This is a genomic window from Bengtsoniella intestinalis (assembly GCF_039719005.1).
Taxonomy (GTDB): domain Bacteria; phylum Bacillota; class Clostridia; order Oscillospirales; family Oscillospiraceae; genus Oscillibacter; species Oscillibacter intestinalis.
In genome coordinates, this window is the sequence record NZ_CP133584.1 from 1,128,583 (window position 1) to 1,142,151 (window position 13,569).

The 13,569-nt window shown below is 48.4% G+C and carries 11 protein-coding genes and 1 pseudogene; 5 read left to right on the plus strand and 7 right to left on the minus strand.

The genetic code is table 11. The features are described 5' to 3' along the window. Nucleotides 1-21 precede the first annotated feature (21 nt). Nucleotides 22-1,614: an S-layer homology domain-containing protein gene (locus tag RFF05_RS05485; RefSeq protein ID WP_409969376.1), complete on the plus strand. Its 1,593-nt coding sequence runs from the start codon at nucleotides 22-24 to the stop codon at nucleotides 1,612-1,614. A 140-nt stretch (nucleotides 1,615-1,754) separates the two neighbouring features. Here the strand turns inward: RFF05_RS05485 and RFF05_RS05490 are convergent, their stop codons facing one another. The 6 genes from RFF05_RS05490 to RFF05_RS05515 form a co-directional block, all read right to left on the minus strand. After that, nucleotides 1,755-2,129, minus strand: coding sequence for an MmcQ/YjbR family DNA-binding protein (locus RFF05_RS05490; RefSeq protein WP_409969377.1), 375 nt, complete (start codon nucleotides 2,127-2,129; stop codon nucleotides 1,755-1,757). Beyond that, nucleotides 2,126-2,590, minus strand: coding sequence for a hypothetical protein (locus RFF05_RS05495; protein WP_409969378.1), 465 nt, complete (start codon nucleotides 2,588-2,590; stop codon nucleotides 2,126-2,128). Before RFF05_RS05495 ends, RFF05_RS05490 begins: the two co-directional genes overlap by 4 nt. Before the next feature lie 26 nt (nucleotides 2,591-2,616). Next, nucleotides 2,617-2,820: a hypothetical protein gene (locus tag RFF05_RS05500; protein ID WP_409969379.1), complete on the minus strand. Its 204-nt coding sequence runs from the start codon at nucleotides 2,818-2,820 to the stop codon at nucleotides 2,617-2,619. A gap of 284 nt (nucleotides 2,821-3,104) precedes the next feature. Then, nucleotides 3,105-4,004: an IS3 family transposase gene (locus RFF05_RS05505; protein ID WP_409967433.1), complete on the minus strand. Its 900-nt coding sequence runs from the start codon at nucleotides 4,002-4,004 to the stop codon at nucleotides 3,105-3,107. Then, complete coding sequence (locus RFF05_RS05510; protein WP_409967432.1) at nucleotides 3,955-4,281, minus strand: transposase; 327 nt, start codon at nucleotides 4,279-4,281, stop codon at nucleotides 3,955-3,957. Before RFF05_RS05510 ends, RFF05_RS05505 begins: the two co-directional genes overlap by 50 nt. Nucleotides 4,282-4,357: 76 nt before the next feature. Then, the gene (locus RFF05_RS05515; RefSeq protein WP_409969380.1) at nucleotides 4,358-4,615 is read right to left on the minus strand and encodes a hypothetical protein; all 258 of its coding nucleotides are present in this window, start codon (nucleotides 4,613-4,615) and stop codon (nucleotides 4,358-4,360) included. A 179-nt stretch (nucleotides 4,616-4,794) separates the two neighbouring features. Here RFF05_RS05515 and RFF05_RS05520 point away from each other — a divergent pair, with 179 nt between their 5' ends. From RFF05_RS05520 to RFF05_RS05530, 3 genes are read left to right on the plus strand one after another with little or no spacing between them, the layout of a single operon-like run. Beyond that, on the plus strand, nucleotides 4,795-5,325 hold the full coding sequence (locus RFF05_RS05520) for a TetR/AcrR family transcriptional regulator (RefSeq protein WP_409969381.1): 531 nt from the start codon (nucleotides 4,795-4,797) through the stop codon (nucleotides 5,323-5,325). A 4-nt stretch (nucleotides 5,326-5,329) separates the two neighbouring features. Continuing rightward, the gene (locus RFF05_RS05525; protein ID WP_409969382.1) at nucleotides 5,330-5,623 is read left to right on the plus strand and encodes a hypothetical protein; all 294 of its coding nucleotides are present in this window, start codon (nucleotides 5,330-5,332) and stop codon (nucleotides 5,621-5,623) included. Further along, nucleotides 5,517-6,128, plus strand: coding sequence for a DNA glycosylase AlkZ-like family protein (locus RFF05_RS05530; protein ID WP_409969383.1), 612 nt, complete (start codon nucleotides 5,517-5,519; stop codon nucleotides 6,126-6,128). Before RFF05_RS05525 ends, RFF05_RS05530 begins: the two co-directional genes overlap by 107 nt. A 29-nt stretch (nucleotides 6,129-6,157) precedes the next feature. Here RFF05_RS05530 and RFF05_RS05535 read toward each other — a convergent pair. Further along, nucleotides 6,158-6,481: pseudogene (locus RFF05_RS05535) on the minus strand (PLP-dependent transferase); the annotation flags it as partial. Nucleotides 6,482-6,682: 201 nt separating this feature from the next. Between RFF05_RS05535 and RFF05_RS05540 the strand changes: the two are divergent. Then, nucleotides 6,683-13,174, plus strand: a complete 6,492-nt coding sequence (locus RFF05_RS05540) for an S-layer homology domain-containing protein (protein WP_409969384.1) — start codon at nucleotides 6,683-6,685, stop codon at nucleotides 13,172-13,174. Nucleotides 13,175-13,569: the final 395 nt, after the last annotated feature.

Below are 13,569 nucleotides of genomic sequence, written 5' to 3' on the forward strand. Positions count from 1 at the left end.
CAAAACAATGGAGGTAGTATTATGAAAAAGTTCCTGCTGACCCTGCTGACCATGACCCTGCTAACCACGGTTGCTTTTGCGGCCGAGGAAACGGTGGACTATGGCGACACCACCTATGTCTATGGTGGCCAAGCCTGCGAAACCACCGACGACAATGAAAACGAGCTCTTGGAAGGACTGATTTTGCGCGGCGTAGACCAAGCCACCTATTACACCGCAGGAGACGGTTTCCTCTACTTCACCCCTGCCGCAGAGGACGCACCCGCCATCCTCATTTTGGACAATGCCACCATCATTGCAGACTATTGCATCCAAGCGGTCACCGATGTGGACTTGATTTTGGTGGGTGAAAACCTGTTGCAAGCCAACGCATATTTCTGCTTCAACGCCGTAGAAGCCTATGATGAAAACATGGAACCACTGAACGAGCAAGACGTAGATTATGGCACATTGACCATTACCGGCGACGGCTCTTTGCAGGCCATTTGTGCAGGTCAGGTTGCATTCTCCGTGGGGCAATTCGCTATGCACAGCGGTGCGCTTTCCGTCACACTAGACGGTGATGCCTTTGCTGGCATCGTGGCTGTTTGCGACTATGAAGCCAATGATTTATCAGGGTTTTTGATGGACGGTGGCACACTGGATATCGATCTAGGCCAGCAGGGTGGCTGGGGTATTGAGGTCAACTCCGCCGATACCATCATCAGCGGTGGTGCCATTACCATCAGCGGTGGTGCAAGTGACAGCATTGGCTTCTTGTCTGGTGGAAAAACCAAGGATGCCACTGTATCCATCATCGGTGGCTCCACCATTATCGATAACGACGGCACAGTGTCCTTTTCCAACGTCAAATTCACTTCAGGTCTAACCATGTATACCGTGGTGGATTTTACCGATGCTGAAGACGGCGTGTTTACGGTTAAGGGTTTGTTCCAATTTAGCGACACAGCGGATATTTATGCCGACGCAGGCACAGTTGTCATCTCCGCCTTTGATGCGTCTGTGGTGGAAGGCACACCCAACTTAAACGTCACTGGCCTCTCCGATTATCTGTATTGTATGAATGAATTTACCACATTTGACTTGGATGAAACCACGTTAACTGGCTTTACCGCCAGCATAGTGGGGCAACCAGACATCAATTTGCAAATGCGTTCCGCCTTGGTCTTCCCCTATACGACAGAACGCAACCTCACTATAGAATACACCTTCACCAGAGCACAGGCCATCGCCCTGCTGTGGGATTCTATGGGGCAGACATCCTCTGCCATTGACAATCCCTTCACCGATGTGAACGCTGACGACGGTTATTATGACGCCATTTTATGGGCTGTGGAAGCTGGCATCACCACTGGCACCACCGCCACCACCTTTGATCCCGACGCCCTGTGCACCAAGGGTCAATTGCTGACCTTCCTCTATCGCAACGCTGGCACACCAGAGGTGGATGTGGAAAATATCTTTACTGACGTGAGCGAAAACAGCTATCTCCACGATGCAGTTTTGTGGGGTATTGCCAACACCATGATGGATGCGGAGGCCGAACTCTTCGACGCCGCAAGCACCGTACTCAGCGACGGCGCTGTGGGCTATCTGATTTGCATGGGTCAATAACCCCTGGCAAAAATATGGCGAAATAGTCATAAAAGGCGCTGTACAAAAAGAAAAGCAGACGGCTACTTCCGCATCATGCGGAAGTAGCCGTCTTGTGTTATATTGAACAGGTCTGAAAACTTTAAAAAAACAGGTGCATTTTAAAATTCGCCTACTTTTGCATTTGCATTGGATAACTTTCTCTTTTTTGCTGTCAAATCAAAGCTATGTGCCACCCAGTGGTGAATGTCTGCATCGGGCACACTGCCGTCTAGAATAACAGAAATCCAGTGGATTTTATTCATGTGGTAAGCTGGCACCACGGCATCGAAGGATTGTCTTAAAAAATCGCCCAACATAGGCTCCATCTTTAAATTGACCCATGGCTTCCCGTCTTTTTGAAATATGAGTGCAAAAACCTTTCCACCACTACCGTGTCGAACCACGCAGTAGTCCATATTGCTCCGAAATGGATGGTCTTCGTAGGCACCCATGTGGGTAAGGCAGTGGGCGATGATTTCTGCTTGTGTGGTCATGTTTTCCTTCTCCCATCGTGTTCCATGGTAATCAGTTGACACAGGGTTTCTACATCCTCCTCCGCTGGGTTGGCATAGGTAAACCCGCTGAACAAGCATTTATAATGTTCCGTGCCATCCAAGGTAAATCTGGCACCACCACCGCAACGGTCGCTGCAATTTTTACAGGCTCTGGCCTGGACAATCACCGACTTAATGCTGTCGCCCTGCTGCTCCACGGTGTCTCTATATGCGTCCAAATGCCAAAGGGCAGGCTTGATTTCCAAGGTGCGACCGTTTCCCTTGAGAGAGAACAAGTTGCGGTTTTTTTCTTTCATGGTGTACTTGATGCTGTCCCCTTTTTTGCTTCGCTCTATCTTGATTTTCAAGGATAATTCCTCACCCAGTGCCATCAGGGTTTCAAAATTCTCTCTTTGGGACATGGGAATAAAATCCATGATTTGGGGTTGCGCAAATTCCATACCGTTACACTCCCTTTGTTGTCACCTTACACATCCGATGGCGAAAACATTTTATGGCCACCGAATTGATTTTTTTGAATTTTCTTCCCAGTTACAGCATGGTATTCTAATCCTTTTAATAAATTTTCCACGTAATCGGATAGGGTTGGCTTCATTTTGTATCGCAAGACCAGCTTGGCCACAAAGGAAGGGAACGCCTCTAAGAAATTGGCGATTCCAGTGATACGCACCACGCAGGAATTGTCGCTTGTTGGTGTGATACGCCATTGTGCAGTACAGGGTTGCTTGCCGTGGGTGGTGTTGTATATAATGGTCCCCCTGTCAAGACCACTTCCTCAAAATTTATCGTGAACACAACAACCTATTTTGCTTCCTGAGCCAAGCCTGGTTGTGGTTACCTCCAGGGTAGCCGCCCGAAGGGTTGCCTTGACCGACTGGGTCAGGCTGGTACAATGGGAAAGGCGAGGGGAACGGCCTCCGCCTACAACCCACGACCTCCCGTCGCCACCAGTCCTCAACCAGCCTGTGCCAGACTGTCAAGGTGGTTGGTTGGCGTTGTGAAGGCTGCCCCATACACGGCCTCTGGAGTCTGATTTCCCAGTGCTTGATGGGGTCTGAAGGTGTTGTACTGCTTGATATAATTTCCAATTCCACGGCGCAATACCCTAGGATTTTGATACTCGTTGAGGTAAATTTCCTCGGTTTTCAGGCTACGGAACCACCGCTCAATCATGATATTATCCGCCCAACGGGACTTACCATCCATGCTTTGGACAATGTGATTTGCCTTCAAAAACCCCTTATATTGGGAGCTTGTGAACTGACATCCTTGGTCAGAATTGAGAAAAGCGGGGGTGCCGTGGCTAGAAATTGCGCGCTGGACAGCGGCGATGACGTTATCTGTGTCCAGCGTATCGGACAGACTCCAGCCCACAATCAGACGGCTATACCAGTCGATAATCGCCGTCAAATACATGTGCCCGTGGTGCATTTTGATGTAAGTGATGTCGATTGACCACACTTGATTCGGGAACGAGACAACCTTATTTCTCAGCAAATATGGTACGATAGACTCTTTAAAGTTGCGTTTTGAGAGATTTGCCTTGGGATAGAGAGCATGAATTCCCATCTCGCACATCAGTCGCCTAACCAGCTTGCGACCCACAAAAATCTGGTCGGTGGCCAGCTTGGTCACCAGCTTTCGAGAGCCGATGTAGGGCATTTGGGTGTGCCAGTAGTCGATGCGTGCCATGATGTGCTCCCGCCAGCGCTTGGCCTCCTGGTCGACCTCCACAGGCTGGTAGTAGACCTGCCCTCGGGGCAGACCCAGCAGCTCACATTGACGGCGGATGGACAGGTCTGCGTCAGTCCTGAGGGAACTTGGGGACGGGGATGCCGCAGTCCCGAAAGGCACCCTGAATAAAGTCTCGCTCCAGTGTCAATTGGCCGATGGTGCGGAGCATCTGCTCCTTCTCTTTTTTCAGGGCAACCTCCTTCCGATGTGCTTCTTTGACCTGCTTTTTCTCATCGAAAACCTGACTGGCATTGGATATAAATTCCTTCTTCCAGTTGCGAATCATGTTGGGATTAACCCCCTGCTCGGCAGCGATAACGTTTAATTCCTTCTCACCCTGGAGGACTTCTAGGACGATCTTGGCCTTATATTCGGCGCTGTAACTGCTTCGTGGCATGATATGTTCTCCTCTCGTTTATCGTTTTTGATATTGTATCACGTTCACGATAATTTTTCGAGTGCTGGTTTGGTTTCTAGGGTCCATTATAGTATACATCAAATCCCACACCATCGATCCATGCAACAATGGTACGCTCATAAACAAACCCACTATAATAGTTCAGCAAATCTTGGTCGCCAATGTGACCCCACTGGGAACTGGTCAAGGTGTGTTTTTCCATAAATGGATGATATTCTGTCAATCCTTCAGGTTTTGCGATAATATTCCAAATAACTTGACTGGGTGCTTGTATTTCCTTTTCCACATAAAATTCTGCCACATATTTACTCATATTGCTCTCCTTTATTTATACATCTGTGTATTTACGGCTTGAGTATATCAGAAAAAAATGGAGATGTAAAGCGATAATGCAGAACTTACACACATTGATTTTTTTGTGTAAACTAGATTTACAAACCACTTCTTTCGTGGTACACTTTACTCATACGAGTAAATATTTGGAGGGAAATTATGTCTCAAAAATCCAAGGAAATTATTGTAGCCGCCTTTTTGGAAATTATGCAAACCAGTGCCTATGAGGACATCACCATTTCGGAAATTCTTGCAAATACCCCATTGGTACGGAAAACTTTTTACAACAATTTTAAGGAAAAAGACGATATTGTCCGCTATATTTGCCATAATTTGATGGCAGAATACATGACTAGATTGACCAGTGGTGCAGAATTTACCCTGTACAATTTTGCACGGACATTTTATGTCTTTGGCAAAGAAAAAAGAGAAATCTTCACATTGCTGTTCCAAAATCGTATCTTTCACATCTTCAACGAAGCATTTAACAACCATATGGCCTTGGTCAATTCCATTTTGCCCCACAACATTCTAAATACCGTGGACGATGAAAATCTCAGCTTTATTTTCGCCTTTCATGCACAAGGCACCCTTGCCATGTTTGAACTTTGGGTCAAATCTGGATTTCAAAAATCCGTGGACAATATGGCAACCATTTACACGTCCATCGTTGGCGACTTGCAGGAGTAGCGCCATGAATTTATCAAAAAAACAGGCAAAAACCTTTCTCATGCTGTACCACGGTCTTTTGGGTGTACACCAATACGAGGGCATAGATGGGGCTTTGGCCTTTGTCCGCCATGTAACCGCTTTGCAATATGACCCCATTGACGTCTGTGGCAAAAATGCCGAATTGGTGCTATGCTCCAGAGTGAAGCATTTTGAAAAATCCAAAATATCGCCAAGAATATACATTTCCAACAGAAGCCCAGCGGCTCCAGTGGCACGTTCTGCGGAGAGTAAAAGCCACTGGTCTACTTTGGAATAAGGCATCTGATGGCTGGCTGAACATTCACGGTTTGACCGCCCACAATCGAACAGAAGCCTTTGATGGGTTGGTACAGACAGGACAAGTTATGGAGCTTTCTGTGACAGGAATTTCCCAAAAATGCTATATACCCAGCAGTGCAAAGCCAATTTTAGAGGATGTCATAGAAGGAACGCATCACAAGAAACGGTGCGAGCTGATTGCGCCTCTGGACAGCCTTATCTGGGACAGAAAACTGATAAAAGCCCTGTTCGACTTCGACTATAAATGGGAGATATACACCCCAAAGGAAAAACAAAAATATGGTTACTACACCATGCCCGTCGTTTACGGCGCTGACTTTGTAGGCAGAATTGAACTCCAATACAATCGAAAAACCGAGAAGCTGACCATAGAAAATCTTTGGCTAGAACCATGGTTTAAGGAAACCAACACCTTCCATCTAGCACTGAACCGCACCATAAAGCGACTGGAACAACTAAATTTTCTCACCGCAAAAGGATGAACCATACAAAGTTCCTCCTTACCAAAGGTAAAGATGGATGCGCCGCCTTTTAGCAAGCACTTTTTGTAAAGTGCCTGTTGTCTCTCGTCTTGGGATACTGCTGGGTGGTTGACCTTTGCTACCTTCGGGTGTTTTTCCAGAAATCTCACTACGTTCAATGCGTTTTCCATATGTCGCTCTATACGCAGAGATCGGGTTGCCCCTAAATCGCGAAGTAGCACGGCACAGATTTTCACAATAAAGGCCACGTTTCCACAGGCCTCTGTAAAGCTAATTCCATGATAACTTGCTGAGACTTTCGATAAAAATCCCCTTGGTATTTTTTTGAATTCCCTGTTCAATGGCTTTTTCATCGAAGATGTCTACGAAGGTTGAAGGGGGTTACGCCCCCTTCAAATAAAATTATTTGCCCTCCACTTCAATCACACAAATGCCACAACCACCATGTTTTTAGCTAGGTAAAACAGTGACCAAAAAATGCAAAAAGACCTTTCCATTCATTAACAAATATGATAAAATAAGGAAAGATATATAGAGGGAAGGTTGGAATAAATATGAAGAAGCGCACACGTTTTTTGGCATGGGTTATGACCTTGGTGATGATGTTTAGTTGTTATGGTGGCACAACCGTCTTTGCGGTGGATTCAGACACCGACAGAAGTGCGGACGTCTGCACCGTCGCCAATCACGATGATTGGCAGGCGCTGACCACAGCAACCATCGGGCAGTATATGACCCTCAGCGGTGGTCACTATTACCTCAACGAAGGCAGTTATTATCTGGCTGAAACTTTGAAAATGGGCGTCACCATATACATCTGGCCAGGGGCAACGGTGAATCTCTGCCTCAACGGGTTCGATATTGCCATGCAAAATTCCAATCGCACTATTTTAAACCCCAAAAACAGTGCAACCTTAAATTTGTACGATTGCGGTACACAAGTGCGCTATTACGATGAAAACGGTTGGGTAACAACCGAAGATGGTCGTTGGGAAACAGCAACCGATGAAGAAAAAGCAACCGCACTAGCTGCTGCCAGCAATCCCATCGAAATCGTGGGTGGTGCCATTTATGGTGCCAGCTCTTTTGATAAGGGTGGCGCTGGTGTGTTCATCCAAAATTACGCTACATTTAATATGTATGGCGGCAATATCCTAGGTTGTAGCTGTTCCGTCACAGGTCATTGGGGTGGCGGCGTGTACAACTACGAAGGTACATTTAATATGTATAGCGGCGTCATTGCCTACAACTCCTCTAGCTCCTATGCCGGCGGTTTGTTCATCCGCTCAGGGAGTGTTGTGAATATGTACGGCGGCGAAATCGCCTATAACTACGCGCCCACCAGTGGTGCCGGCGTATATAGTGGCGGTGTGTTCACCATGTCTGGCGATGCCTCCATTCACGATAACTACGGTTCGTATCTAGGCTCTGGCTTCTACAATTTTGGTGGCGGTACCTTGACTATGACCGACACCAGTCGCATTTCCGACAATATTTCTGGCGACGGCGGTGGCGCTGGCGTGTATATGCCCTCCTATAACAGCATCTTGAATATGTCGGACAATGCCAGCATTACAGGCAACAAATCCACAGGTGTTGCCGTTGGTGTGGATGTGGTTTCAGGTGTTATGACCATTTCTGACAATGCCCAAGTGTCTGGCAACTACGTTGTGGAAAGTGTAACGACGAAACAAATCGAGACTACAAATAAAAATGGCACCCCACTTACCATGATTGACACCGTTGGCGCTGACATTCTCCCCTCCAACGTCTATCTTTACAACGGCAAAACCATCACCTTTGACGGCTTTAACGGCAACGCTATGTACGTCACCTCTGCCGCTGGTTTGGGGCTTGTTGCCACCAATGCCACCGACGAGGACGGCAATTTGCAATCCGATGTAGAATCCTATTACGCTGTGAGACAAAACGACACCCAAATCTATCTCACAGAATCACAAACCCTTACGGGGGACACCGCCATAGAAGAATATGCCAAAGGGGACGTTGATTTGTCAAAACTGGGTATGTTTGATGTTTTGACCAGTGATACCGTCTATACCATCATAGGTGGCACGGGGGTCGGTACCATTGACGGTGAAGATTTGGATGTTTCTAGCATCGGCACCTTCACCATCGAGGCCTACACCCCTCACAGTTCCACCAACCCACCCACATGGCAGACTTCTACCTTGACGGTGACTGCAAAACCAGTGTATATCACAGGGATTGCCACCATTGGGAGCGAAGTGGACAAAAAAGTGGAACTGGACAACACCCAAGGCAACCTCACTGGCGTGGTCAATAGCGACGATGTCTCCATCGACTTCACCGTGGCGTACGGCATGATTGTGGATGAGGATTACCAAGAAGGTGTGGAAGATACCTACGATGTCCTTATCCACGATGTTTCCATCACAGGTGACGATGCTGGCAACTATGTTTTGAAAACCGTCAATGGTGGCACGGTCAATGTTGACAGCGCCACCACCGTAGACATCAACGTCGCCACCCCTTACATTTCATGGCCCACTGCTCAGGATATTGTCTATGGGAACGCCTACAGCGATGCGGATTTAATCGGTGGCACCGTTGTGATTTTGTATGATGGCGAATACTACGACATCACCGATAAGGGCGACTTTGTCTGGGTGGAAACTGGCACCGTGGACGATGCTGGCACCCATACCTATGCAGTGCAATTTGAGTTTGATGATGATATTAAAAGCGCTACCGAAGGCGGTTATATTGTTGCTGACTATGACAAATATATCGCCGCAGTGGAAGCCTTGACCCACAACGTAAGCCAAGTGGTGCAAGCGGCGGAAGTGACCTTTACCATTGCAGATAGCACGTTAGAATATGGCACGCCCCTGTCTATTATCGTCAAAGATGAAAATGGCGATACAGTACCCATGTCTGATTACGACTATTTGTACTATGTGGACGGGGCTTGGGTAGACACAGAACCCACCGCCGTGGGTAGCTATCTGGTGGGCGCAAGTCTTACCGCTAACTACCGCCATGCAGGCACACAGGAAAGTACAGCCAAGCAAATTGGTGCGTTTGAGATTTATGAAACTTCTGCATCCACAACCTACAGTGTGACTTTTGATGGTTATACAGGTGGTGCAGACTACGACATCACAGACGCCCTTCCTCAAACCATCCACATTCTGCCAACTTTAGACGAAGATGAATATTCCGCATGGAAGACTTCCTCTTCTGGCTCTGAGGTGGTCTATGCGTTCGGTAGCCGTTTTGCACAACCAGAATATTCTGTCACATTTACAGCAGTCCCTGCTGTTTCGACAGTCAACCTAAGTGGCACCATCACTGGCACCGATTTGGAGGGGAATACAAACACCCGACTAGCAGGTGTGGTTGTGACATTGATGCAAGGTCCAGAGCAAATTGCTGTGGCTGTCACCGATGGAAATGGCAACTATGAATTCGATGTCCCTGCCGGACGCTACAATGTAGTGGTCACCCGTGACCAAGTGATTCGCAACGAAATCACCTTGTATGTGAATCTGAACGGCACTACAGTAATGCCTACAATCTCCATCCCTGACATTCGCCAAAACACCATTTTCAACGTGGCCTCTGGCATGACCGCCATCACCGTGGACGGCATGGAAGATTTAATTGGGTCTAACGAAACACGCTCTGTCAAGGTGGAGCTCACGCCCAGTAGCGACACTGCCGCCATTTTGGCAGAAGCCGCAAAATCTGCCCTCACTGCCGACAATGCTAAGTTCTATATCGACTTGAGCATTCAAGAACGTGCAAATGATGCCGCAGGCTATAGCGAAATCGACCTGACAGGTTTTGACTCCCTTACCTTCTACATCCCACTGGCTGGTCTTTATCAAGGCTATGACAACTACACGGTCTATTTTGATAATGGGAGCAGTGTAGTAGAGCTTACAGCTGGCGACTTCACTGTCGTGGGCGATTTACTCACCTTGACCGCACAAAAATCTGGTGTCTATGGCTTGGCGTTCTGGGACACAGAAGATGAGATAGATGGTATAGATATGGCTGACGTGGAATACACCGCAGAGCCAATTTCTACCGATTCTATGTTCACAGGCATCGAAAGCACTGGCACACGCACCTACATCATCACTGGTGGCACTGGCGAAGGTACCATCGACGAAGATGGCAACGTCACCGTTACAAAAGTTGGCACCTTTGACATCACCGTAAAAGTGGCCGCAACAGCAGATGACGCTGCCTGTTACAGCTCTGGCACTCTCACCGTCAGCGCCAAACCAGTCACCATTTCCGCCATCACCTGCATCGACCAAGAGGTGGATAGCACTAGCTATGAAGTTGCCCTCAACACAGGGGCCTTACTCACTGGCGTAGAAGATGGCGACAGCGTGCGCATTGATTTTACCGATGCCATTGGCGAAATCAATGATGAAAATTATGCCACAAACGCAACCCTCGCCGCCACAGGGGAAGAAACCTTTGCGGTCACGGCAAGTGGCTTTGCCTTAACAGGCACAGATGCTGATAATTACACCATCAGCGAAACCTCTGACTACACCTCCCAAGTCACCATCACCATGCCCCTTGTCTATATCGCATGGCCCACTGCCACCGATATTGTCTATGGTGAAACCCAAAGTGCCGACGACCTATACGGCGGTAAAGTGGTGGTGTATGATGGCACATACACCGACATCACTGACGAGGGTTCGTTCCAATGGGTTACACTCGCAGACGATGCTTGGGACAGCAGCACAAACACTGATTTTGATGGCGATACCGTCACCCTGACAAACACTGGCACCTATACCTACGACGTGAAATTCGTGGAAACAGTACCTGACGGTACGTATAGCCCCGCCCTAGCAAACGCCACCCAAATGATTACCCAAGTGGTGCAACCTGCGGCTGTCAGCTTTGCGATTACAAATAGCATTGTCACCGTGGCAAATGCAGGGGATTTAACCATCACCCCCACTGCCGAAAATGGACATATCTTGGTGGAAGGCACTGACTATTACCTCCAATACAGCTTGGCAGAAAGCGGAGTGTGGGATACCGAAAAACCCACTACCTCAGGCAATTACTACGTGGCCGCTACCTTCAATACCACCAACTACCGCCACATGGGTACCATGGAGTCCACTGGCAAGCAAATTGGCGCCTTCACCATTTATGAAGATGCCGCCCCCGCCACCTACAGCGTCACTTATAAGTGGCCTGATGGATCCATCTATCTCCAAGCAGATGGATTCTTATACCAAACCATTCATAACCTGCCCAATTTGGACGAAACCCCTGCATATGAAGACCTATACACCGGATGGCTCTTAGAAGGCTCCGACACCACCTATGCCTTTGATGGCCGTTATGTCCAATCCGCCAGCGATGTGGTGTTCACTGCCGTGGAAGCACCTACAACCATCACCAACCTAATCTCTGGCACCATCACCGGCACCGATTTGAATGGTGCAACTGACGTGGGTATCAGCCGTGTAGGTGTGGCCTTGTACCAAGGGAGCACTTTGGTAGCCTCTGATGAAACAGATAGCTCTGGCAACTACGCCTTCACCATCCCAGCTGGGCGATACAACCTGGTTGTCACCTATGATTTGGACAATGCTTGCACCATCACCGCATATGTAGATGTGTCCGATGGGGTGGCCGATACCCAGAACTTTACGTTGCCCAACGTGGTTCAAAGAGCCATTTTGACCGTCCAAAGCGGTATGCCTGCTTTGACGGTGGACGGTTTGAATGCGTTGGTAGAAGTCGGCACCAATAGTGGCACCCAAAACAGCGAAGCAAAACTCACCATCAGCGCCCTTGAGGATGTGACCAATAACGCCGAAGTGAATGCCATCAAGACCGAAGCCGCCACAGCTGGTTTGACCGATGATAATTTGAAGCTGTACATGAACATCGACCTGACCACCAAAGTTGGCTACGAAAGCACGCACACCCCAGAAACCGAATTGGACGACCCCCTGGTGTTCTACATCCCCTTGACTGGGATCTTCCAGGGTCACGACGACTATGTGGTCTATCGCTATCACAACGGTGGCGTGGACACCTTAACCGAAACAGAGCTCAATGGCGAATACATCAAAGTATCTGACGACAAGAGCTCTTTGGAAATCCACGCTACGTGTTACTCCCTCTACGCCATCGCTTTCGCCAACGAGGACACCGTGGTCTATAGCTCCAGCTCCTCTGCGGCCTCTACTTACAACTCCTCCGTGGCGTCTGCGTCCAACGGCGATGTGTCCGTCAGTTCTAGCAAAGCTACTTCTGGCAGTAAAATTACCATCACCACCGACCCTGACGAAGGGTACGAAGTAGGCACGGTGACTGTCACCTATTCCTCTGGCCGTGAGGTATCTGTCACCGACAACGTCGATGGCACTTACAGCTACTTGCAACCTGGCGCCAGCGTCACCGTCACTGTCACCTTCGTGGAACTGAACAGCGATGGCTCCGCTTCTGGTGATAACGCTTTGCCCTTCGTGGATGTGAGCGTAGACGACTGGTTCTATGAAGATGTGCTCTATCTCTATAACCTTGGAATTATGTCTGGCACCACTGCCACCACCTTTAGCCCCTATGATGGCAACAGCCGTGCCATGGTGGCACAGTTGATGTACAATCTTGAGGGTCAACCAGAGCGTACAGAATTTGATTTCTTCCCTGATGTGGTGGTTGGTCAATGGCATGAACCTGCCATCAACTGGTGTGCCGCACATGGTGTGGTAGATGGGTACACGGATGGGCTGTATCGCCCTGACCGCATCATCTCCAGACAAGAATTTGCCAGTATTCTCTATGATAATTGCCTCCATTTTGACTACGATTTGTCTGTTCTGGCTGATTTGTCTGGCTTTGCAGATGCCCCCAGCGATTGGGCCATGACCTACGTCATGTGGGCGGTAGAAGAAGGCGTGCTCCAAGGGGATACCAATGGTTATCTCAACTGCAGCGACCAGCTGACCCGTTGTGAAGCTGCTGTTATGTTCGCCCGTTTCTTGCGCAACGTATATGAATCATAAGTTGCCCCCATTGAAAACTAGCCGCATCCATGTGCAATTATAAGAAAAAGGCTGTTTCAAAAGTCCTGCGGGACTTTTGAAACAGCCTGAGTGCATCATTTACACGATGCCAATTTATCGATGGCAGCCTCAGCGGTGAGCATTACAAGGGTGTCGCACTTGGGTGCAATTTGACTGTTGATGCTTGACATCATCGCTGGCAAGGTGCAATCGCCGTTGCCATATAGAGCTTGAAAAATTGGGAATATACCATGAGCGCGAGTATCATAGACATGACCCAAATAAACACCGAACCCAGCAATGCTGGCGATAAGGTCTGGAAGGTCAGTGTCTTTAACAATGATTATTTCCTGCTCGGTGAATTTGTCGTACGTGAAAGTTCTCCTTGAAACGTA